This is a genomic window from Pantoea sp. C1E2 (genome assembly GCF_056491465.1).
In genome coordinates this window covers 128,942-150,225 of the sequence record NZ_JBSZHT010000002.1, presented here as the reverse complement: position 1 = coordinate 150,225, position 21,284 = coordinate 128,942, and the positions used below count along the sequence as shown (strand labels likewise).

Sequence of the window (21,284 nt, the reverse complement as noted above, 5' to 3'; positions counted from 1 at the left end):
AGATGGCTTGCGAAAAGTGTCGCGTATTACTGACGACCAGAGTGGCCGAAACCGCCGGCGCCGCGATCGCTGGTGTCAAAATCTTCCACCAGGTTGAATTCGGCTTGTACCACCGGAACAAAGACCAGTTGTGCCAAACGGTCGCCAGGCTGCAGCGTGAAGCTATCCTGACCACGGTTCCAGACGGAAACCATCAGTTGGCCCTGATAATCGGAATCGATTAAGCCCACCAGGTTGCCCAGCACGATACCGTGCTTATGGCCGAGACCTGAACGCGGCAGAATCACGGCGGCCAGCGAAGGGTCAGCAATGTGAATCGCCAGACCGGTTGGCACCAGCGTGGTCATGCCTGGGGTAATCTCCAGTGCGCCATCAAGGCAGGCGCGCAGATCAAGACCCGCAGAACCCGAGGTTGCATAAGTCGGCAGTGGGAATTCGTTACCCACACGCGCATCAAGAATTTTAACGTCGATTTTTTTCATCATAACGGCTGACAATCTCGTCTATTAATTGTTGGCCAAGGAGCGTCTTATCACTGAGCGGTAAGACTTTCTCTCCTTCCTGCCAAAAAAGGTGAAGAGCATTGGTGTCGCTATTGAATCCCTGTCCTGCCTGCGCCACATCGTTCGCGCAAATCAGGTCGAGGTTTTTTCGCACCCGTTTTTGCCGCGCGTATTCTTCCACATTCTGGGTTTCGGCAGCAAATCCCACCACATAAGGGCGATGTTTCTGCAATGCCGCTACGCCTGCGACAATATCCGGGTTCTTCACCAACTGCAGCGTGACGTTATCATCGCCACCCTGTTTTTTGATTTTCTCTGCGGCAATGTTTGCCGCCCGGTAGTCTGCCACGGCAGCGCTGGCAATGAAAATATGTTGTTCGCTGATTTGCGCCATCACCGCCGCTTCCATTTCCAGTGCACTCCCCACATCAACGCGCGTCACGCCAGCGGGCGTAGGCAGCGTGACCGGTCCGGCAACCAGCGTCACCGTTGCGCCACGTTTTGCCGCCGCGGCGGCAATAGCAAAGCCCATTTTACCGGAGCTGTGATTGCTGATGTAACGAACCGGGTCCAATGCCTCACGGGTGGGGCCGGCGGTGATCATAATGTTGAGATGTTGCAGATCGTTGACGGGCGCGGCCCACTCCAGCGCATGCGCGACAATCGCCAGCGGATCGAGCATGCGACCAGGACCAATATCGCCGCAGGCCTGGCTGCCGCTATCCGGCCCCCAAATCAGAACGCCTCGCTGATCCAGACGCTGAAGATTTTCCTGGGTGATAGAAGCGCGATACATCTGCTGGTTCATAGCCGGCACGATGGCCAGAGGCGCTGCACTGGCGAGACAAGCTGTGGTGACCAAATCGTTAGCCATCCCAGCAGTGATGCGTGCAATCAAATCGGCAGTTGCCGGGGCCAATACAATCAGATCAGCCCATTTCGCCAGCTCGATGTGGCCCATCGCGGCTTCGGCGGCGGGGTCGAGTAAATCATCCAGCACCGGATAGCCGGAAACGGCTTGTAAGCTGAGCGGGGTGATAAATGCTTTGGCTGCGTCGGTCATCATGACACGCACGTCAGCGCCGCGATCGCGCAGACGACGCACCAGCTCGGGTGTTTTATAAGCAGCAATGCCGCCGCTGACGCCGAGCAGAATTTTTTTTCCGGCTAATCCCGTCATGTTCTTTGCCTCAACTCAAAACGAATTGCCGCAGTCACGCGGCAGATGCAGGCAACTTTATCACAAAATCCATTGGCCGCCTTTTCAGCGCCTGCGCCCTTTGCGAGACAGCTCTGAAAATGTAATCGGCTGGCTGGTTTGCACGATGGCACACGCGCACAATCTCCCTTTCGCAGGGAGGATAAGTCGATGACGGAACTGGCACCACGGGAAAAACTGGCGATTACAGGCGCTGAATCATTGAGCGATGCAGAATTGCTGGCGATTTTTTTGCGCACCGGCAGCCACGGTATTCCGGTGATGGCGCTGGCGCGGCAAATGCTTAACGAGTTTGGCTCGCTGTATCGCATCATGACTGCAAACGAAACAGAACTGAGCGTGATTAAAGGCGTAGGAATGGCCAAAATTACCCAACTGCATGCAATTGCTGAATTGGGACGACGTTTTTTCGCTAGCCAGCTGGCGCGAGAAAATGTGATGGAGAATCCGCAGGTGACACGGCATTACCTGCAAAGCGTGCTGGCGCATCAGGAGCGAGAGGTTTTTATGGCGCTGTTTCTGGATAATCAACATCGGGTTTTGCAGGCGCAAAAGATGTTTACCGGCAGCATTGCCAGTGTTGAAGTGCATCCACGTGAAATTGTGCGCGAAGCGTTAAAACTTAACGCCGCTGCTGTGATTCTGGCGCATAATCATCCCTCCGGTATAGCCGAGCCCAGTCGCGCCGATCGTGATATCACGGGTAAAGTCGGGCAGGCTTGCGCCTTGCTGAATATTCGCTTACTTGACCATTTGGTGATCGGTCACGGCGAGTATACCTCATTCGCTGAGCGCGGTTGGCTGTAAAATAACCACCCGATTGAGCAGGAATGATGCATTTTCGCGCGATCCGGCGGGATCTTTATTTGTTCGGGACTTGAGCACTTGGGCTGAGCGGCGTATACTACGCCACCTTTGAGAATCTCGGGTTTGGCGTTTGGGCCAGCTTAGCGGGTTCACATTGAACTCGCTTGGGCGGGCTAAGGCCTGACGAGGCGGCCAAAACCTAGTTTTTAAAGCTCGAGCTGATTTGATTTTTGGAGAATAGAAATGTCACGAGTCTGCCAGGTAACTGGAAAGCGTCCGGTAACGGGTAACAACCGTTCCCACGCAATGAACGCGACGAAACGCCGTTTCCTGCCGAACCTGCACTCTCACCGTTTCTGGGTTGAGAGCGAAAAGCGCTTCGTTACTCTGCGTGTATCTGCTAAAGGTATGCGTGTTATTGATAAAAAGGGCATTGATACGGTTCTGACCGAAATCCGCGCCCGTGGTGAGAAGTACTAAGTACTAAGGAATTGAATCATGGCTAAAGGTATTCGTGAGAAGATCAAGCTGGTTTCCTCTGCTGGTACAGGTCACTTCTATACCACCACGAAGAACAAACGTACTAAACCAGAGAAACTGGAACTGAAAAAGTTCGATCCGGTTGTACGTCAGCACGTGATCTACAAAGAAGCCAAAATTAAGTAATTTTGGTGTTCTTGCTAAAAACCCGGCTCCGGCCGGGTTTTTTGTTTCTGCGTTTTGTTGAGGAGATGACATGCCTGAATTACCAGAGGTAGAAACCAGCCGACGTGGTATTGAGCCACATATGGTGGGCGCAACGATTTTGCATGCGATTGTGCGTAATTCACGCCTGCGCTGGCCGGTCTCGCATGAAATCCATGCGCTAAGTGACCAGCCGGTATTGAGTGTGCAACGGCGCGCAAAATACCTGCTGCTGGAGCTGCCACACGGCTGGATTATCATTCACCTCGGCATGTCTGGCAGTTTACGCATCTTACCGGGTGAGCAACCCGCGGCTAAACATGACCACGTCGATTTGGTGATGAGCAATGGCAAGGTGCTGCGTTACACCGACCCACGTCGCTTTGGTGCATGGCTGTGGACCTCTGAGCTTGAAGGCAGCAGCGTACTGGCACATCTCGGTCCTGAACCGCTCAGCAGCGAATTTGATGGTGCTTATCTTTTTGAGAAGTCACGTGGAAAGCGCACGGTCATTAAACAGTGGCTGATGGATAACAAAGTGGTGGTCGGCGTCGGCAACATTTACGCCAGCGAATCACTGTTCACCGCCGGGATCTTACCCGATCGACCTGCGATGAGTTTGAGTCGTGATGAAGCGGAGTTGATGGTGGCGACAATAAAGGCCGTATTGCTGCGCTCGATAGAGCAGGGCGGCACCACGCTGCGTGACTTCCTGCAAACCGATGGCAAGCCCGGCTATTTTGCCCAGGAATTGCAGGTGTATGGCCGCACAGGCGAACCCTGCCGTGCCTGTGGTACGCTAATTGTCAGCGGCAAACACGGCCAGCGCAGCACCTTCTGGTGCCCACGCTGTCAGCATTAATCAGGGCTGCGCCAGTTTTGCCAGCAGTGCCTGATGCACCGCAGCAGGCAGAAATGCCTGCACATCACCGTGATGACGTGCAACTTCCTTCACCAGCGACGATGACACGAACGAGAACCCTTCGGACGGCATCAGAAACACGCTTTCCAGCGTAGGCAGCAGGTGACGATTCATCTGCGCCAGCTGCAGTTCATATTCGAAATCTGACACCGCACGTAATCCCCGCACCAGCACATTGGCGTTTTGCGCTTTGGCGAAATTCGCCATCAAATCGCTAAAGCCCAGCACCTCAACATTGGCGATGTGCTGAGTGGCCTGTCGTGCCAAATCTACACGCTCATCGAGGGTAAACAGCGGCTTTTTACTGGGGCTGGCAGCAATGGCGACCACGATATGATCGAACATCTGCGCCGCGCGCGTCACAATATCCACATGGCCTAACGTGATGGGATCGAACGTGCCGGGATAAATCGCTTTGGTGCTCATACGCGACCCTTTGTTGAGGTGTGATGCAGCGCCCAAAGCGCTGAGTATTTGTTAAAAGTGTATTGCGCGTTCACCACCGCCAGAATCCAGCCCTGCTTACCGTCGAGGAATCCGGCACGCAGCAGTAGCGTCTTAAGGAATGCTCCCAGCGTGTGGCTGAAAATCGAGAAGATGCCACAACGCTTGCCTCGCTGAAAACGCTCTTGTGCCCAGGCTTCGGCATAATTCATCTGTTTGCGTTGGAATGCGATTAAATCGCGGCAGGTGAGGTGCTGGAGATCGCCCGGCAACGCCACCACCGGTGCGCCCTGAGTTTCCAGAGATTCGTGCACTAGATTGTCGTTGTAGTTGAGTGCGCGTGGATAGAGGCGCATCACGCGATCCGGATACCAGCCGCTGTGTCGCATAAAGCGGCCAAGAAACAAATTGCTTCGTCCCAGGCTATAAACGGTGTTGGAGGGCGGCTGCTCCAGCACGTTTTCAATCGCGCGGCGTAACGCGGGCGTAACCCGCTCATCGGCATCCAGCATCAAAATCATATCGCCGCTAGCATGGACCTGAGCACGCTGACGCTGCTTGCCGAAGCCCGCCCAGCCTTCAGTTTGATACACCTGCGCGCCATGCGTGCGGGCCACTTCTGCGGTGTTATCCTGGCTGCCGGAATCCAGCAGCACAATCTCATCTGCCCAGCTCACTGAGGCCAGCGCCTCCGGCAGCAGTTCAGCTTCGTTTTTGGCGATCATCACCACGGAGAGACGTTGGCGTTGTGGCATGCGTTAATGAGCTCGTGGCGGTAAGTGCGGTTCGAGTAACTGTAGCAGACGCTGCAATGCGCCCTGATTTTGATGCAGCACTTCAACTGCATGGCGACCGTAATAGCGACGGTAATCATCATCTTGCAGCAAGTTCGCGACTTCTTTTTCCAGTGAAACCACATCTGTGACGGTAATCAGGCCTTCAGCCTGCTGCAACTTGGCGCAGATATCTTTGAAGTTCCAGATGTGTGGACCCATCAGTACCGGAATGGCGTGTGCTGCAGGCTCAAGAGGGTTGTGACCGCCGCGTTCAACCAGGCTGCCACCGACAAAAGCAATATCCGCAATGCCGTAGAGCATCATCAACTCGCCCATGGTATCGCCGATCACCACCTGTGTTGCGCTGGAAGGAATCTCGCCACTACTGCGCAAAGTAAAGCTGAAGCCTCGTTTTTGTGTCAGGTCGCAGGCATCTTTGAAACGTTCAGGATGGCGTGGCACCAAAATCAGTAACAGATCCGGGAATTGTTGCAGCAGGCGACGATGCGCATCAAGGATGATGGTCTCTTCGCCTTCATGCGTGCTGGTGGCGATCCACACCTGGCGGCGCGATGCCCACTGACGGCGCAAAGTAACCGCTCTGGCGGCCAGCTCTGGCGTCACGGAGATATCAAACTTCAGGCTGCCAGTGACGGCGAGATGCGTACGCTTGAGGCCGAGGCTCAGGAAACGCTCAGCATCCTCGTTGTTCTGCGCCGCAATCAGCGTAATGCGCTGCAGTAGATCACGCATAAAGCCACCAAGCTTTTTATAACCTTTGGCCGAACGCTCTGACAGACGGGCATTGGCAATCACCAGCGGGATTTGGCGCTGGTGCAGAATACGGATGATGTTCGGCCATAACTCGGTTTCCATGATGATCACCAGGCGTGGATCAACGGTATCGAGGAAACGGTTAATCGAGCCGGGTAAGTCATAAGGCAGGTAAACATGATGCACATCTTTGCCAAACGCGGACTGGGCGCGTTCAGAACCGGTTGGCGTCATGGTCGTGACGGTGATCGGTAACATCGGGTAACGATGGCGCAATGCGCGCACTAATGGCACGGCGGCCAGCGTCTCGCCCACCGAAACCGAGTGCAGCACAATGCCGTGCGGTTCAACTTTGCCCGCGCAGTAGCCGTAGCGTTCTGCCCAGCGTTTACGATAGGCCGGTGCTTTTCGACCGCGCAGCCACAGGCGCAGCCAGATCAGTGGCTGTATTAAATAGAGCAGGGCTGTGTATAGAGTTGTCATAGTTATCGTTACGACAGATTCGCGTCAAAAAACACATGAAAGGCGGCATGTTATCAGAAACTGACCGCCTGCTCATACCACTTCGTCAGCTGGTCTTCAGCACCTGTTGATAGAGTGAAGTCAGGGACTGCGCCAGTCGCTGCGGACCGAAAGGTTCGATTCTGCGGCGTGCGGCTTCGCCCATGGCAGAATTCTGCAAAAGCGCGGGTGTGGCAATAATGGCATCATTTAATGCCTTGATATCTAATGCATCACAAACGAAACCTTCCTGACCGGCAGTAATAAATTCTGCGCCGCCGCAGCCAGTGCTGGTGATGACCGCTAAACCACACGCCATTGCTTCCAGCACCACATTCGGAAAAGGATCATAAAGCGTTGGCAATAGTAGCGCATCGGCGGCGTGATAGTAGGGCTGCACATCCTGCTGCACGCCGACAAAGCGCAGACGATCGAGGCAATTAAGCTGATTCGCCAATTGCTGATAGCGTGAAAGTTGTTTGTCCTGGCCGACCACAACCAAATAGCGATCGCTATGGGCGAGCGCTTCGATTGCCGCTTTCAAACCTTTACGCTCAAAACCTGACCCCACGTAAATCATCACCGTGGCGTCTTGCGGCAGTTTTAACTGCTCGCGCATGACATGGCGCTGAGCTTCAGTGGCTGGCTGGAAACGTTGGCTATCAATGGCGTTGTGAATCACATGGATCTTGCTCGCATCTAGCGTGAAATGACGCAAAATATCCTGCTTCACCATCTCCGAATTACAAATCACCGCCTTTAAAGATGCTGCATTGAACATCTCTGCTTCAGCCTGCAGAACATAGCGATGGTAGGGACTCAGCGTGGCACTTAAACGCTGCCACGGCGAGACGATGCGCGCCCGTTGCTCCAGCCACACGCGATGGACGCCATCACCGGCGCGAAAGATATCGCAGCCCGCGATACGTTCGTGGCTCTGTACGATATCGAATTTTTCACGCTCCCAGCATTCACGTGCCGCACGGGCAAAACCGCGTTCACGCGATACGCGCCCGAATTTAGTCGGATTGCAGATATGCAGATGCCACGCCGGATTCGGTGTGCCCTGCCAGCTACGCGTGATGATATTGAGGTCGAGCTGCTCACTGTCGAGCGCTTCCAGCGCCCGCGAAATGAAACGCTCGGCACCGCCATCTGGACGATATTTCTGCCGGACAATCGCCAGGCGTAACTTAGTCATGCAAAAATTTCCTTGCGGCGGCCACCACATCATCCACCGGAATGGCCGAGAGATAGCGCTGTTCTGTTTTGGTGTCGATGTCGTCTGGCGAAGGTAGCGGCGCATAATCACCGGCCCAGATCACGCGATTGTTTTCACCCCACGGACGCCAGTGTTGTAATTTGGTGGGCCCAAACAGCGCCAGACAGGGGGTATCGAGTGCAGCAGCCATGTGCATGGGAGCGGAATCCACACCAATAAACAGCTGCGCGGCATCAATCAGCGCCGCCAGTTGCGGTAAAGAGAGCTGACCGGCAAGTGAAACCACATTCTGGCTGTGACACAGCGACTGAATGTGGGCAATCATCGCCTGTTCTTTTTGATCTGGGGCGGCAGTGAGCACGATGGTATGACCATCGGCGGCGAGCGTATCAATCAACTGCGCGACTTTCTCATCGTCCCAACATTTGAATACCCAACGCGATGTCGGCTGCAGCACGATAAACGGCCCGTTGACCTGTTGCTGAGCCAGCACATCCTGCACTTTCTGTTTATCAGCCGCACTGAAGTGCATCGAGGCTGTTGCACCTTCTGCGCTGATAGCCAGTGGTTCAAGCGCAGCCATATTCTGCTCAACGGTATGGAGCTGATTATGGTTTTTAGTCGAAACCAGATGGTTGTGGCACCAGCGCCACAGGGCGTTGTCACGTTTAGCGAAGGCAAAACCAATGCGCACCGGAGCTGCAGAAAACCGCGTGATAATGGCACTACGCCACTGGTCGGCGAGGTTAATCACCACGTCATAATGACAGGCGCGCACAGCTGTAAGCAGAGCCATCTCGTGGCGGAGTTTCTGCCAGCCGCCTTCTTTTTTCCAGTTGCGGTCAATGATATGCAGCTGGCGAATGGCGGGGTGTGCTTCCAGCATCGGCCGCGTCTCTTTGTACAGCAGGACGTCGATGTTGGCCTGCGGATAACGCTGACGGAGCGCGTTGATGGCGGGCGTGGTCAGCAGCATATCGCCGTGATGGCGCAGCTTGATCAACAGAATATTTTTCGGTGCAAATTGGGCTGGAATCAGGCTTGCCATACTCAAATGATCTCAAATTTCAGTGAGCTGATTGTAGGGCAAACCCCTATAGGGCGAAAGCCAGCCGCGGCGCTTATTTGTGACGCCAGCGATAAATCCGGCTCAGCCATAGCAGCAGTTGATACCACTGCCGCGCGCCGCGTGCATTCCGCAGCATCCGTTTATGGGTTTGCGTTGCAAACAGATCCTCAATCATCGCCTGCCGTGCGCTCTCTTCGGGCTCACGGCGAATGGAATGACAGACGCTCAGCGCTTCACGCGTAATTTGATAATGGAATGCGGGATAGATTTTAACTTTATCGCGGTAGCGTGCATTGATCTCTTCCAGTATCTGCGCGATTTTCAGGTAATGACGCTGATACTCTACATTGCGCTGACCGGTGCGTTTACGGTTACTGATGGAGGCATCGTGCAGGTAATAGCGGTAGAGCATGTGATCGGTGTAGCGCACGCGTTTGGCGTTGAACATGAACTCAGTGGTCCAGGGAATATCCTGATGATGCAATCCCGGTTCGAAGGTGAGATTGTTTTGTTGAATCAGTTCACGACGATAAATACCCAGCCATACCACATGCATGTATCGATGCGTCTGCAGCGCGGTGTTCAACCATTCTGGGCCGCTTAACACACCGGTGCTGGTCAAGCGATCCAGGGGAATTAACGGTTTGGTTGTCTGGCTGGCTTTGAAAAACCATTCCGCGTTGCACTGCGCGGCATCCAGATTGTCACGCTCGGCCATTTCAACCAGCGTTTGATACATGGCCGGGTTCATGGTGTCGTCTGCATCCGGGAATGTGACGTACTTGCCTTTTGCGACGGCTAATCCGGCATTGCGTGCGCGGGATACACCACCATTAGCCTGGTGAATAACCTGCACCTGAGGATGCTGGCGTGCATAAGCCTCAGCGCGTTCACCGGAACCATCGGTGGAACCATCATCGACGATAATGATTTCAAGGTCTGTCAGCGATTGCGCTAAAAGAGACTGCATAAACGTCTCGAACATCGCGCCAGCGTTGAACATGGGGGTAATGATGGAAAGTGCGGGATTATCAAGCGACATTGTTATTTATGGTTTTATGAATTATTTACGATTCTCTTACGTTAATTATTGCTAAGAAATTCAGAACTTTTTGGACATTAATGGTCAAAAGTAGTTAGCTCGCTAGCATTTTTGCGCTTTTAGGAACGGTTCTGGCCGGAATGTTTGGCATCAATCCTTTTTACCCTGGGCATCAGTATGAAAAACATCCTTGTTATCCGCCGCGATAACATTGGCGATATGGTGTGTACCACTCCTCTGCTGGAAGGTTTGAAACGCACTTTTCCTGACGCAAAAATCACCCTATTGGTTAATAAGATCGCGCAGGATGTGGTGAGCCATAATCCTCATGTTGATCGTCTGTATGTCTATAAGAAAGCCAAACATCGCGGCAAGAATGAAACCACGCTCGGCGTTTACTGGCAGCGGGTCAAAATCATGCTGGCACTGCGTAAAACGCGCTTTGATGCTACGATTCTGGCTAATCCGGTGCCTTGCAAATACAGCTTACGGCTGGCAAAAATGGCAGGCGCACACAATATTATTGGCGCAGCTTTGCCCGATATTCAGCTTGACCATCCGTTCCGTAAAAGCGATTTTCAGGGCAGCCATCAGGTCGAACATACCTTTTCTTATCTCTCTGCGTTGACTGACAACCTCCCTGAAGTGCCCTCCGTGAATCTTTATCTCACAGATGCAGAACGTGAAGCGGCCAAAGCACGTGTCGCACAAAGCTTCGCCTCGCCGGGGCGGGTCTATGGCGTGCACATCAGCAGCCGCAGCCCTAAGCGTCGCTGGCCGATAGCCAGCTATGCGGCTTTTATTAATAAGCTGCTGGAAGATGAGCAGGCGCGCGTTCTGGTGTTTTGGTCGCCGCAGGGCACGCTGGATCCCCATGACAAAGGCGATGCGGCGCGTGCTGACGAGTTGATGGATTTGGTCAATTCACAACGCGTGGCGCGCTATCCCACCGCATCGGTGCGGGAAGTCATCGCAGGCTTTGATTGCTGCGAGCAAATTTTGTGTAGCGATGGCGGGCAGATGCATCTCGCTGCCGGGCTGCATAAAAAGCAGGTGGTATTCTTTGGCGATACGGATGCCAGTCAGTGGCATCCGTGGTCGGGTGAGTACCAGATTATGCAGACCGATTCCGGTGAATGCGGTGATATCGCGCCGGAAACGGTCTGGCAGGCATGGCAGAAACTTAACGTGCGGACTGCTGTAGCTTAAAACTGTCGTGGTATTCCGACAGGGTCTGGCCAACGAAACGAGGCGCTAACCAACTGAAGAGCGCCTCTAAATCCGCATAAAGCTGTTCGATATCGCGCTCGTTTTTAAACGTTGGGCTGCCGTCTGGCATGAACTCTGAGCTGTGCAGCATAAATTCAGTGTAATTATTCCCTTCTGCCAGCGACATTTCGACAACACGCTGCATATCCGCAAGATTACCCCCGGATGGACGCAGCCAGTGCACCGCAGGACTTTTCTGCTTGCCGCGCAGTCGATAGATGTTCTGTTTAAAGGTATTCATCAACGGCGAGTATTTGTACTGAATGCTCATAGGGATTTCGAGCAGTGAGGAGTCGCCGCTACGTGAAATATCCTGCGGATCGATGAAATAGGGTTTAAACGGGAAATCGGTATAGTCAGTACCGCCTTTTCCCTGTGGCGCGCCGCGTGTGTAAGACCAGTTTACGCGCGGAGTGACAGAGCAATCCACCTGATAACCCAATTCGGTGAGAATGGCGGCATAGCGTTCATCAAACGCCCAACGACCTGCACGATGGCTCAGCATTTTTGTCTGGAACTTTTCTTCCAGCAGATCAGTCATATAAACGACTTTATCACGCAGCACGGTATCGGGGTATTCAATCAGGAAAGGCTGCCAACGCCAGTCATCATCGGTGAGCGGGGCTTCAGGCGGACTGTTCCATGCATGTAGATGCATGCCTATCTCACCTTGATTACGCGCGATGACATCTTTGCCGAATTCCACAAACGCAGGATCCATCGCCATTTCATAGTTGGTTAGCCAGGTGGGTTTAAAACCATAACGTTCGCACAGGTTTTGAAAACGCGGCAGATAACCGGTGTTGTCGGTGGTGATTGAACGATGATTGCGCCAAAGGTTGTCGCCTTCAGTGTCGATGGTAATGAGGAACGCGTGCCGGGTCATGTTCGCCGCCTGAAGCCAATAAAATCGCAATGTTACGCTGAGCCATTCAGTGACGCAAAACTATTTGCCCGAGCAGGAAACAGGCGAAAATCATGACGGATCTGCGCTAATATCCAGACCAGCACTGCGGTCACTCACACGTTATTTCATTCAGACAGGTAGGGTATTTTGTCAAAACGCATACTTATGGTGATAGATGGTTTGCCGGGCGGCGGCGCTGAAAAAGTGGTTCTGACGCTGGTCACCGGTATGCTGGATCAAGGGCATCGCGTTTCCCTTTTTTCCCTGAGAAAAGTGTGTGAGTACCCCTTGCCGCCGGGTGTGGATTATCAGGTCATTGAAGACACTAATCGTCGTCCCTGGCGCAAAATCACTGAACTCAGTCGGCGAGCCCGTTTGCTGGACGTTGCGGTACAGCAGGCGGAGAAGACGGCGGGTGAATTCGATCTGGTCGTGTCTCACCTGCACAAAACTGACCGTATTGTGCGTCGCAGCCGTGCACTGGCTGCGAAGAAAACCTGGTTTTGCCTGCATGGGGTGTTTTCAGCCTCCTATCTTGGACATCGCACCGGATTCTCTCGCTGGTTAAAGGCACGTAAGATCCAGCAGGTCTATCAGGGGCGTAACGTGATCGGCGTTTCACCTGCCGTGCTGGATGATTTGAAAGCGGAATTTGATGTGCAGCTCACACGCGAAGCGGTGATTGGCAATCCGTTCGACATTGCAATGATTCGGCAGTTGGCAGCAGAACCCGCTGAGGTGCCTGGGTCTGGTTTTCTGGTGCACGTGGGGCGCTTCCACGAAACTAAACGGCATGACCGCCTGTTAAAGGCTTACGCATTAAGCAATATTCAGCTGCCCTTAGTGTTATTGGGACAGGGTTCGTCACAGCGTAAAGCCGCTTTGGAAGCCCAGGCGCAAGCGTTAGGTATTGCTGACCGCGTGATTTTTCAGGGCTTTACACAAAACCCTTATGCGTGGATTAGCCGGGCGACAATGCTGATCGTCAGTTCGGATAGCGAAGGTTTTGGTAATGTGCTGATCGAAGCCGTGTTGTGTGGCACGCCTGTTGTTAGCACTCGTTGTCCGGGTGGCCCGCAGTGGCTGTTGCGAGGCGATTTGGCTCGTGGCCTGGCAGATCTCAATCCTGAATCGCTGGCAGAAACAATGCGAGACATCTACCAGCATCCACCGTTGCTGCCAGCGGATGCCTTTGCGGAATTTGATACTGAGGTAATCTGTCAGCGATATCTGGCATTGATTAAGTGAGACGATGGAGGCTCGAAAGCCTCCCTGTAAATCCTTAATCCCAGCTCAGCACCACTTTACCGGAACGCCCGGATCGCATCTCGTCAAATCCCTGCTGGAATTCATCGATGTGGTAGCGATGTGTGATGATGGGTGTTAAGTCGAGGCCGGATTGTATCAACGCTGCCATTTTGTACCAGGTTTCAAACATCTCGCGGCCATAGATGCCTTTGATGAACAGTCCTTTGAAGATCACCAGATTCCAGTCAATCGCCATCTCACCCGGTGGAATGCCCAGTAAGGCGATACGTCCACCATGGTTCATCACCTCCAGCAGGGTACGAAACGCGGGAGGAGCGCCAGACATTTCCAGCCCGACATCGAAGCCTTCCGTCATGCCCAGCTCTGTCATCACATCGCGCAGATTTTCCTGCGCCACATTCACGGCGCGCGTCACGCCCATCTGACGCGCCAGACCAAGGCGGTATTCATTGATATCGGTGATGACCACATTGCGTACGCCCACATGTTTGCACACCGCAGCAGCCATAATACCAATCGGGCCGGCACCCGAGATCAGCACATCCTCACCGACCAGATCAAACGACAGCGCGGTATGCACCGCGTTGCCAAAGGGATCGAAAATCGCCGCCAGCTCGTCAGAAATATTGTCGGGAATCTTGAAAGCATTAAATGCAGGAATCACCAGATACTCGGCAAAACAGCCCTGGCGATTGACGCCAACACCGACGGTATTACGACACAGATGTGTGCGGCCGGCGCGGCAATTTCGGCAGTGACCACAAGTGATATGGCCTTCGCCGGAGACGCGGTCGCCAACGGCAAAACCTTTTACTTCCTCGCCCATACCGACAACTTCGCCGACATATTCGTGGCCGGTAATCATCGGGACAGGAATGGTTTTACGCGACCAGTCATCCCAGTTGTAAATGTGAACGTCGGTACCGCAAATCGCCGTTTTGCGGATTTTGATGAGCAGGTCATTGTGACCAGGTTCGGGAATCGGCGCATCCTTCACCATCCAGATGCCTTCTTCAGCTTTTAATTTGGCCAGTGCTTTCATTGTTCTGCTCCTGCGATCACGCCCAACTGTTTACCAATGCGCGTAAAGGCGGCAACGGCTTGTTCAAGTTGTGCCTGCGTATGGCCGGCAGATATCTGGGTGCGAATGCGGGCCTGGCCCTGCGGAACCACCGGATAAAAGAAGCCCGTAACGTAGATACCCTCTTTTTGCAGCAGGCTGGCAAACTGTTGTGCCACTTTTGCGTCACCCAGCATCACTGGAATGATGGCATGGTCGGCACCTGCCAGCGTAAAGCCAGCAGCAGTCATTTTTTCGCGGAAGAAGCGGGCGTTATCCCACAGACGCTGGCGTAATCCATCGCCTTCACTGAGCAGGTCTAACACCCGCAATGAGGCTGCGACGATGGCGGGTGCCAGAGAGTTGGAAAACAGGTAAGGGCGCGAACGCTGGCGCAGCCATTCAACCACCTCTTTTTTTGCGGCCACATAGCCACCAGAAGCGCCACCCAGCGCTTTGCCCAGAGTGCCGGTCAGGATATCCACGCGATCCATTACGCCGCAGTATTCATGGGTACCACGTCCAGTTGCACCAACAAAACCAACGGCATGGGAATCATCGACCATCACCAATGCGTCAAATTCGTTGGCCAAATCGCAAATGCCTTCCAGATTAGCAATCACGCCATCCATCGAGAACACGCCATCAGTGGCGATCAGGATATGGCGCGCGCCCTTATCACGCGCTTCTTGCAGACGGCTTCTTAGTTCAGCCATATCGTTATTGGCATAGCGATAACGCTGTGCTTTACACAGGCGCACACCGTCAATAATTGAAGCGTGATTGAGCGCATCGGAAATGATGGCGTCTTCCGCACTGAGCAGGGTTTCAAACAGGCCGCCGTTGGCATCGAAGCAGGAGGAGAACAGGATGGCATCCTCCATCCCAAGAAACTCAGCCAGTTTATGTTCAAGCTGCTGGTGGATATCCTGGGTTCCGCAGATAAAGCGTACCGAGGCCATACCGAAGCCGTGCGAATCCATGCCCTCTTTAGCCGCCTGAATCAGCGCTGGGTGATTCGCGAGGCCTAAATAGTTATTGGCGCAGAAGTTAATAACAGGCGGACTGTTGGCGACATTGATCTCCGCCTGCTGTGCCGATGTAATCGTACGTTCTTGTTTGAACAATCCGTCCTGACGCGTTGTCTCAAGTTGTTGACGGATTTGCGAATAAAACTGACTGGACATGATTCTGCTCCTCAGATAGCAAATCTTTGGCACATATTACTAATCAGGACGCATCGTGCCGACATTTCCGCCAGAGAAATCTTCGTTTTGCAGCATAGTTCACGCGGTGGATGTAATTTGTGCAGCGGTTACGGAGTCATCTGGCTGCCTGTCTCGGGCTGAAATGTTATGATGTCAGGCATTCGTGTGTGAAACCTCCTGTTTCACCCCAACTGTTTAAAGGCAAAGCATATGATTATCGTAACCGGTGGCGCTGGCATGATTGGCAGCAACATTGTTAAAGCGCTGAACGACCGCGGTCTTACCGATATTCTGGTGGTGGATAATCTGAAAGATGGCACCAAATTCGTGAACCTTGCGGATCTGGATATCGCGGATTACATGGATAAAGAAGAGTTTCTCTCTTACATCATGTCCGGCGAAGATCTGGGCCCAATCGAAGCGGTGTTCCACGAAGGCGCTTGCTCAGCGACCACCGAGTGGGATGGCAAGTACATGATGGATAACAACTATCAGTACTCCAAAGACTTGCTGCATTTCTGCCTGGAACGCGAAATTCCTTTCCTTTACGCCTCATCAGCTGCCACTTACGGTGGCCGTAATGAAAACTTCATTGAAGAGCGCCAGTACGAGCAGCCGCTGAACGTCTACGGCTACTCAAAAATGCTGTTCGACCACTATGTGCGTCAGATTCTGCCAGAAGCAGAATCCCCAGTGTGTGGCTTCCGCTACTTCAACGTTTACGGCCCGCGTGAGGGTCACAAAGGTGGCATGGCGAGCGTAGCATTCCACCTCAACACGCAGATTAGCAACGGTGAAAATCCAAAACTGTTTGAAGGCAGCGACGACTTCCGCCGCGATTTCATTCATGTTGACGATGTGGTTGCGGTAAACCTGTGGTGCTGGGAAAACGGTGTCTCAGGCATCTACAACTGTGGTACTGGCCGTGCAGAATCCTTCCAGGAAGTGGCCGATGCGGTACTGAAGTTCCATCAGCAAGGTCAGATCGAATACATCCCATTCCCTGAGAAACTGAAAGGCCGCTATCAGGCATTCACTCAGGCGGATCTGACCAATCTGCGCGCAGCCGGTTATGACAAGCCGTTTAAAACCGTTGCTCAGGGCGTGGGTGAATACATGACCTGGCTCAACCGTAACGCATAAGGAAACCGGCACCAGCGATGAAAATTCTGGTCATTGGCCCTTCCTGGGTCGGCGATATGATGATGTCGCAAAGTCTCTATCGCACGCTCAAGGCTGAGAACCCGGATGCGGTCATTGATGTGATGGCGCCGGCCTGGTGCCGGCCTTTGCTATCACGCATGCCGGAAGTCAATCAGGCGCTAGCGATGCCGCTGGGCCATGGCGCTTTAGCGTTAGGCGAAAGGCGTCGCTTGGGTAAATCCCTTCAGGCCAGCGGCTATGATCGTGCTTATGTGCTGCCGAACTCCTTCAAGTCGGCTCTGGTGCCGTTCTTTGCAGGTATCCAGCGCCGCGTCGGCTGGCGTGGCGAGATGCGCTATGGCGTGCTGAACGATGTGCGTGTGCTGGATAAAGCTGCCTTTCCGCTGATGGTGGAGCGCTATGTTGCTCTGGGCTATGACAAACCCATCGCTTCTGCTCAACAGTTGCCGCAGCCATTACTGTGGCCGCAGTTGCGTGTCGATGAAGACGAGAAGCGCATGACGGCAGCGCAGTTTGCCCTGTCCGCCGATCGCCCGGTGATTGGATTCTGCCCTGGCGCTGAATTTGGCCCAGCCAAGCGCTGGCCGCACTACCATTACGCGGCGCTTGCCGAGCAACTGATTGGTGAAGGCTACCAGGTAGTGCTGTTCGGTTCGGCTAAAGATCGCGAAACCGGTGACATGATGGTCCAAACGTTATCGGAATCAGCACGAGTGCATTGCAAGAATCTGGCGGGCGATACGCAATTAGAGCAGGCGGTTATTTTGATCGCACATTGCGCGGCCATCGTCAGTAATGACTCCGGGTTGATGCACATTGCCGCCGCACTGAACCGTCCGTTAGTCGCGTTGTATGGCCCGAGCAGCCCGGATTTCACGCCGCCGCTGTCTCATCAGGCGCGTGTTATTCGTTTGATCTCCGGCTATCACAAAGTACGTAAAGGTGATGCCGAAGAGGGTTATCACCAGAGTCTCATTGATATTCAGCCTGCTCGAGTTCATCAGGAACTTAGCACGCTGCTGCATCCGGTGCAGGAGTAGCCATGCACGTTTTGATTGTAAAAACCTCCTCCATGGGGGACGTGCTGCACACGTTACCGGCGCTCACAGATGCGATGCAGGCTATTCCCGGCATCCGTTTTGATTGGGCCGTCGAAGAGAATTTTGCTCAGATCCCCAGTTGGCATCCGGCTGTGGATAAAGTTTTGCCGGTAGCGATTCGTCGCTGGCGTAAACATTGGTTTGGTAGCCAGCAGCGTGAAGAGCGCGTTCTATTTAAACGCGACCTGCAATCGCGCCAGTATGATGTGGTGATCGATGCGCAAGGGTTAATCAAAAGCGCCGCGCTGGTGACGCGCCTGGCTAAAGGCGTAAAGCATGGACAAGACAGTCGCAGCGCGCGGGAACCCTTCGCCAGCTGGTGGTATGACAAACGCCATGAAATCAACAAACAGCAACATGCGGTAGAACGCACGCGTGAGTTATTTGCTAAAAGCCTGGGTTACGCGAAACCGGAGACCCAGGGTGATTATGCGATTGCAGGCCATTTCCTCTCCGCGCTGCCCAGCGATGCAAATGAGTATTTGGTGTTTCTGCATGCCACCACGCGCGATAACAAGCATTGGCCTGAGTCACACTGGCGCGAACTGATTGAACTGGTGCAGCCTACCGGCCTGCGGGTGAAACTGCCCTGGGGCGCCGAGCATGAGCATCAGCGTGCATTAAGAATGGCTGAAGGTTTTGACCACGTAGAGGTCCTGCCAAAATTAACCCTGGAGCAGGTGGCACAGCAATTGGCGGGCGCGCGCGCTGTTGTTTCAGTCGATACCGGTTTGAGTCATCTGACCGCCGCGCTGGATCGCCCGAATATCACGCTTTTTGGTCCGACCGATCCGGGTTTGATTGGGGGTTATGGTAAGAATCAGTATGAGTTAAAGGCGAAAGACTGCAATCTACTTTCGCTTTTGGCCCAAGACGTTTTTGCTCAACTTGAGATTATTTTGATCTCACGTGAAGATAGCGGACAGATTTAAGTGGAAAATAAAAAGAAATTTGGCAGGCTGCGCGCATTGAATCGTCAACGTAACTATTTGATGAAAGCATTGCGTTTAAACATTGCTCGATGGATTTGGGATCACCGTTCTAAAAGAGAATTTTCTATTTCTGAAAATAAGTCTGTTCTATTTCTTCGTGATGATGACAAGATTGGAGATATGGTCGTTTCGACATCTCTTTTCAGGGAATTTAAACGGCAGGGATATCATGTCAGTGTTTTAGCAGGTAAAAATAATTCAAAAGTTATTGAATGCAACCCATTTGTCGATGAGTTTTTTATCGTTGATGAGGGAAAGAAAAAAAGAATAGCTCAAGCAAAATTTTTATCGAAAAAAAGATATGATGTGGTCATTGATATGGGGGATAAAATCTCCCCTTTCCACTTGCTTTTTTTAAATGTATTAAATGCCAGTAATGTTGTAGGTTTCAACAAAAAGGGGTTTAATATATATAATAAATCTCTGGATTATCTTGGCTATGATGATCATATAACAGAGCGTTATAATTTGTTGATGAAAAGCTTTAAATTTAGTTCTTTTAGTACTGATTATGATATTCATATCCCCGATGAGATACGCAATGAAGTCTGCAATTTCATGGGCAGTATCAATGCTTCCTTGAAAATTGTTGTTAATCCATTCGCTGCTGATGTTCGCCGTGATATGTCATTGGAACAGCTTTCAGCGCTAATCGAAAAAATAAAAATAAAATGGAAAAATGTGGAGGTTATCTTAGTCGGCGATCCTTGTAGGATCAAGGGACTGGATTTATTAAATGCGAGGATTAATCCTTTCAATACATTAGCGAGTGCATGTGAGATTGTGCATTTGGCAGATATAGTAATTTCTCCGGACACTGCAGTAGTTCACATCGCGGCTGCGTGGAAAAAGCCACTAATTGGATTATATGGACATGACACTCATGGTGGATATGTGAATAGTATGGTATGGGCACCCGGCTATAATCTTGCTCGGCAGATTTATACTAAAGACAAGTATCACGCTGTATCTACAATCGATGTAGATGATATAGTGAAAAAGATATCGGAGTTACTTTCCATTAATGATTCATGAAAGTTTAATACATTGATACAGTTAATTGAAGTCGCTTGCTTTTCATTCTTAAAATATATTTTTAACAATGCCACTGAATTAAGTTGTGGCATTTTTTACTTTAATTAACCATATCCTAAATGCAAAGCTTTACGTATTATTAAATCGTCTCATTATTTTTTGATTTATTTTTTCAATAACAATGTTTGGTTCAATGATATCCATGATGTGGGCATGATGTTGATGGCTTTTTTTAGGGCAAATATAAATTATATCGTGTAACTCTGGGTTTTGAAATGGCCCAGTATTATAAGGATTAGCTGTTGTGAATAGACTAACCGTTGGTGTTTTTACCGCAACGGCAATATGCAATGGTCCTGTATCACCAGTCAACAGCAGGTCAAGATTGTTGAGCAATTGCGTAAGTTCAGCTAGCGTAGTATTTGCTACTCTATTGGTCACTCTGTTTCGATAAATTTCTGGCAGATACTGCATAAATTCATCTGCTCTATTTTTATCTCCCGGCCCCCCAGTAAGAATCAAGCTCAGTGTTGAGTGCGTTGAAAATAGCGAAGCGGCAACGGTTGCAAAATGCTTTGGTGACCAGCAACGTTCTGATGTCGAGGCGCCAATCTGAAAACCTATGACAGGGAAATCAGTCAGGCATTTTTTAGAAACGGTCATTGGCATCTTCATTTCAATATTTGAAATATCACAGCCTAGAGATTGCACAAGTGTAAGCTTACGCTGAATAATATGCCCACGGAAACCTATGGTATATTCAGATAACCATTTATCCCGTAGTTGTAAATTATCAAAGTAATTGTCTTTTATTATACATTTAGATCCGGCGAGCAATGCAGCAATATAATCATAAGGTTCATGGGAGTGTAAAAGAAGAGTGAGATCCGGTTCTGGGAGTTTTTTTAATGATTTTATCAGCCCGGATAGGGTGATTGCTTTATTATTCCATGGGATGAATTGATCCCAGTCCTCACCTACCTGCAAGAAATCAGAAAATTTTTGATGTGCCACTAAGGTTATTTTAGCTTCTGGAAAGCGTTTTCGAATTGCTCTTATTGCTGGAGTATTAAAGAGGAAATCACCAAGCGCTGTGGTTGAAAAAATCACAATATGTCGTGGATTAATATTTTCAAGGTCTGAGGCCACTTTTAGCGGGCTGCCCTTAATCAGCATATACAGCCTAATGGCCTTATCAATCGCTTTGAATTTCCACAATTTACGCATCATAAACCCATTCTATCATCATCAATATTCTCGAAATTCCGCTTATAAGACCTTTAACTTATTTATTAGTTTCATCATTGTAAATGAATC

The 21,284-nt window shown here is 51.7% G+C and carries 22 protein-coding genes; 10 read left to right on the top strand and 12 right to left on the bottom strand.

Annotation, left to right across the window (positions count from 1 at the left end; translation table 11 throughout):
• Positions 1–26: 26 nt before the first annotated feature.
• On the bottom strand, positions 27–485 hold the full coding sequence (gene dut, locus ACXI0A_RS00975; protein WP_162288453.1) for a dUTP diphosphatase: 459 nt from the start codon (positions 483–485) through the stop codon (positions 27–29).
• On the bottom strand, positions 463–1,683 hold the full coding sequence (coaBC, locus tag ACXI0A_RS00970; RefSeq protein ID WP_476150679.1) for a bifunctional phosphopantothenoylcysteine decarboxylase/phosphopantothenate--cysteine ligase CoaBC: 1,221 nt from the start codon (positions 1,681–1,683) through the stop codon (positions 463–465). Before coaBC ends, dut begins: the two co-directional genes overlap by 23 nt.
• Before the next feature lie 189 nt (positions 1,684–1,872).
• On the opposite strand from coaBC, the gene radC reads away from it, so the two are divergent.
• From radC to mutM, 4 genes are all read left to right on the top strand, one after another.
• Positions 1,873–2,529: a RadC family protein gene (gene radC, locus ACXI0A_RS00965; RefSeq protein WP_476150680.1), complete on the top strand. Its 657-nt coding sequence runs from the start codon at positions 1,873–1,875 to the stop codon at positions 2,527–2,529.
• 243 nt (positions 2,530–2,772) lie between these two features.
• A complete protein-coding gene (gene rpmB / locus ACXI0A_RS00960) occupies positions 2,773–3,009 on the top strand; it encodes a 50S ribosomal protein L28 (protein ID WP_007885297.1) in 237 nt (78 codons plus the stop codon).
• Between the two features lie 18 nt (positions 3,010–3,027).
• Positions 3,028–3,195 carry a 50S ribosomal protein L33 gene (gene rpmG / locus ACXI0A_RS00955; protein WP_001051798.1) on the top strand — a complete coding sequence of 56 codons (168 nt, stop codon included), beginning with the start codon at positions 3,028–3,030 and terminating at the stop codon, positions 3,193–3,195.
• A 70-nt stretch (positions 3,196–3,265) separates the two neighbouring features.
• Positions 3,266–4,075 (top strand): bifunctional DNA-formamidopyrimidine glycosylase/DNA-(apurinic or apyrimidinic site) lyase, encoded by an 810-nt coding sequence (mutM, locus tag ACXI0A_RS00950; RefSeq protein ID WP_476150681.1) that lies wholly within the window; start codon positions 3,266–3,268, stop codon positions 4,073–4,075.
• Here the strand turns inward: mutM and coaD are convergent, their stop codons facing one another.
• From coaD to ACXI0A_RS00920, 6 genes are all read right to left on the bottom strand, one after another.
• Positions 4,076–4,561 (bottom strand): pantetheine-phosphate adenylyltransferase, encoded by a 486-nt coding sequence (gene coaD / locus ACXI0A_RS00945; RefSeq protein ID WP_476150682.1) that lies wholly within the window; start codon positions 4,559–4,561, stop codon positions 4,076–4,078.
• Positions 4,558–5,334: a glycosyltransferase gene (locus ACXI0A_RS00940; protein ID WP_476150683.1), complete on the bottom strand. Its 777-nt coding sequence runs from the start codon at positions 5,332–5,334 to the stop codon at positions 4,558–4,560. Before ACXI0A_RS00940 ends, coaD begins: the two co-directional genes overlap by 4 nt.
• Positions 5,335–5,337: 3 nt before the next feature.
• The gene (waaA, locus tag ACXI0A_RS00935) at positions 5,338–6,612 is read right to left on the bottom strand and encodes a lipid IV(A) 3-deoxy-D-manno-octulosonic acid transferase (protein WP_476150684.1); all 1,275 of its coding nucleotides are present in this window, start codon (positions 6,610–6,612) and stop codon (positions 5,338–5,340) included.
• 85 nt (positions 6,613–6,697) lie between these two features.
• On the bottom strand, positions 6,698–7,831 hold the full coding sequence (locus tag ACXI0A_RS00930; protein ID WP_476150685.1) for a glycosyltransferase: 1,134 nt from the start codon (positions 7,829–7,831) through the stop codon (positions 6,698–6,700).
• A complete protein-coding gene (gene rfaQ, locus ACXI0A_RS00925; protein ID WP_476150686.1) occupies positions 7,824–8,900 on the bottom strand; it encodes a putative lipopolysaccharide heptosyltransferase III in 1,077 nt (358 codons plus the stop codon). Before rfaQ ends, ACXI0A_RS00930 begins: the two co-directional genes overlap by 8 nt.
• A gap of 73 nt (positions 8,901–8,973) precedes the next feature.
• Positions 8,974–9,963: a glycosyltransferase gene (locus tag ACXI0A_RS00920; protein ID WP_476150687.1), complete on the bottom strand. Its 990-nt coding sequence runs from the start codon at positions 9,961–9,963 to the stop codon at positions 8,974–8,976.
• Positions 9,964–10,140: 177 nt separating this feature from the next.
• On the opposite strand from ACXI0A_RS00920, the gene ACXI0A_RS00915 reads away from it, so the two are divergent.
• A complete protein-coding gene (locus tag ACXI0A_RS00915; protein WP_476150688.1) occupies positions 10,141–11,172 on the top strand; it encodes a glycosyltransferase family 9 protein in 1,032 nt (343 codons plus the stop codon).
• On the opposite strand, the gene ACXI0A_RS00910 is transcribed toward ACXI0A_RS00915, so the two are convergent.
• Positions 11,147–12,118, bottom strand: coding sequence for a polysaccharide deacetylase family protein (locus ACXI0A_RS00910; protein ID WP_476150689.1), 972 nt, complete (start codon positions 12,116–12,118; stop codon positions 11,147–11,149). The two genes, ACXI0A_RS00915 and ACXI0A_RS00910, sit on opposite strands and share 26 nt — an antisense overlap.
• A gap of 186 nt (positions 12,119–12,304) precedes the next feature.
• Between ACXI0A_RS00910 and ACXI0A_RS00905 the strand changes: the two genes are divergently transcribed.
• A complete protein-coding gene (locus ACXI0A_RS00905) occupies positions 12,305–13,387 on the top strand; it encodes a glycosyltransferase (RefSeq protein ID WP_476151191.1) in 1,083 nt (360 codons plus the stop codon).
• 34 nt (positions 13,388–13,421) lie between these two features.
• Here ACXI0A_RS00905 and tdh read toward each other — a convergent pair whose 3' ends face one another.
• Positions 13,422–14,450 carry an L-threonine 3-dehydrogenase gene (gene tdh, locus ACXI0A_RS00900; protein ID WP_476150690.1) on the bottom strand — a complete coding sequence of 343 codons (1,029 nt, stop codon included), beginning with the start codon at positions 14,448–14,450 and terminating at the stop codon, positions 13,422–13,424.
• Positions 14,447–15,655: a glycine C-acetyltransferase gene (locus ACXI0A_RS00895; protein WP_476150691.1), complete on the bottom strand. Its 1,209-nt coding sequence runs from the start codon at positions 15,653–15,655 to the stop codon at positions 14,447–14,449. The genes tdh and ACXI0A_RS00895 overlap by 4 nt, the downstream gene beginning before the upstream one ends.
• A 231-nt stretch (positions 15,656–15,886) precedes the next feature.
• Here ACXI0A_RS00895 and rfaD point away from each other — a divergent pair, with 231 nt between their 5' ends.
• From rfaD to ACXI0A_RS00875, 4 genes are read left to right on the top strand one after another with little or no spacing between them, the layout of a single operon-like run.
• Complete coding sequence (rfaD, locus tag ACXI0A_RS00890; RefSeq protein ID WP_224935018.1) at positions 15,887–16,819, top strand: ADP-glyceromanno-heptose 6-epimerase; 933 nt, start codon at positions 15,887–15,889, stop codon at positions 16,817–16,819.
• 17 nt (positions 16,820–16,836) lie between these two features.
• Entirely contained in the window at positions 16,837–17,880 is a 1,044-nt protein-coding gene (rfaF, locus tag ACXI0A_RS00885; protein ID WP_476150692.1) for an ADP-heptose--LPS heptosyltransferase RfaF, read from the top strand.
• A gap of 2 nt (positions 17,881–17,882) precedes the next feature.
• Positions 17,883–18,872, top strand: a complete 990-nt coding sequence (gene rfaC, locus ACXI0A_RS00880) for a lipopolysaccharide heptosyltransferase RfaC (protein ID WP_476150693.1) — start codon at positions 17,883–17,885, stop codon at positions 18,870–18,872.
• Complete coding sequence (locus ACXI0A_RS00875; protein ID WP_476150694.1) at positions 18,873–19,967, top strand: glycosyltransferase family 9 protein; 1,095 nt, start codon at positions 18,873–18,875, stop codon at positions 19,965–19,967.
• Positions 19,968–20,096: 129 nt separating this feature from the next.
• Here the strand turns inward: ACXI0A_RS00875 and ACXI0A_RS00870 are convergent, their stop codons facing one another.
• A complete protein-coding gene (locus ACXI0A_RS00870) occupies positions 20,097–21,197 on the bottom strand; it encodes a glycosyltransferase family 9 protein (RefSeq protein WP_476150695.1) in 1,101 nt (366 codons plus the stop codon).
• Positions 21,198–21,284 lie beyond the last annotated feature (87 nt).

Bases quoted from the DNA above. Each gene is read 5' to 3' on its own strand.
- ACXI0A_RS00905 (WP_476151191.1), top strand. From the start codon at position 12,305: ATGGTGATAGATGGTTTGCCGGGCGGCGGCGCTGAAAAAGTGGTTCTG.
- ACXI0A_RS00910 (WP_476150689.1), bottom strand. From the start codon at position 12,118: ATGACCCGGCACGCGTTCCTCATTACCATCGACACTGAAGGCGACAAC.
- coaD (WP_476150682.1), bottom strand. From the start codon at position 4,561: ATGAGCACCAAAGCGATTTATCCCGGCACGTTCGATCCCATCACGTTA.
- ACXI0A_RS00870 (WP_476150695.1), bottom strand. From the start codon at position 21,197: ATGATGCGTAAATTGTGGAAATTCAAAGCGATTGATAAGGCCATTAGG.
- rfaC (WP_476150693.1), top strand. From the start codon at position 17,883: ATGCACGTTTTGATTGTAAAAACCTCCTCCATGGGGGACGTGCTGCAC.
- ACXI0A_RS00915 (WP_476150688.1), top strand. From the start codon at position 10,141: ATGAAAAACATCCTTGTTATCCGCCGCGATAACATTGGCGATATGGTG.
- rpmG (WP_001051798.1), top strand. From the start codon at position 3,028: ATGGCTAAAGGTATTCGTGAGAAGATCAAGCTGGTTTCCTCTGCTGGT.
- radC (WP_476150680.1), top strand. From the start codon at position 1,873: ATGACGGAACTGGCACCACGGGAAAAACTGGCGATTACAGGCGCTGAA.
- ACXI0A_RS00895 (WP_476150691.1), bottom strand. From the start codon at position 15,655: ATGTCCAGTCAGTTTTATTCGCAAATCCGTCAACAACTTGAGACAACG.
- rfaF (WP_476150692.1), top strand. From the start codon at position 16,837: ATGAAAATTCTGGTCATTGGCCCTTCCTGGGTCGGCGATATGATGATG.
- tdh (WP_476150690.1), bottom strand. From the start codon at position 14,450: ATGAAAGCACTGGCCAAATTAAAAGCTGAAGAAGGCATCTGGATGGTG.
- ACXI0A_RS00920 (WP_476150687.1), bottom strand. From the start codon at position 9,963: ATGTCGCTTGATAATCCCGCACTTTCCATCATTACCCCCATGTTCAAC.
- ACXI0A_RS00930 (WP_476150685.1), bottom strand. From the start codon at position 7,831: ATGACTAAGTTACGCCTGGCGATTGTCCGGCAGAAATATCGTCCAGAT.
- coaBC (WP_476150679.1), bottom strand. From the start codon at position 1,683: ATGACGGGATTAGCCGGAAAAAAAATTCTGCTCGGCGTCAGCGGCGGC.
- waaA (WP_476150684.1), bottom strand. From the start codon at position 6,612: ATGACAACTCTATACACAGCCCTGCTCTATTTAATACAGCCACTGATC.
- ACXI0A_RS00940 (WP_476150683.1), bottom strand. From the start codon at position 5,334: ATGCCACAACGCCAACGTCTCTCCGTGGTGATGATCGCCAAAAACGAA.
- mutM (WP_476150681.1), top strand. From the start codon at position 3,266: ATGCCTGAATTACCAGAGGTAGAAACCAGCCGACGTGGTATTGAGCCA.
- rfaQ (WP_476150686.1), bottom strand. From the start codon at position 8,900: ATGGCAAGCCTGATTCCAGCCCAATTTGCACCGAAAAATATTCTGTTG.
- dut (WP_162288453.1), bottom strand. From the start codon at position 485: ATGATGAAAAAAATCGACGTTAAAATTCTTGATGCGCGTGTGGGTAAC.
- rpmB (WP_007885297.1), top strand. From the start codon at position 2,773: ATGTCACGAGTCTGCCAGGTAACTGGAAAGCGTCCGGTAACGGGTAAC.
- rfaD (WP_224935018.1), top strand. From the start codon at position 15,887: ATGATTATCGTAACCGGTGGCGCTGGCATGATTGGCAGCAACATTGTT.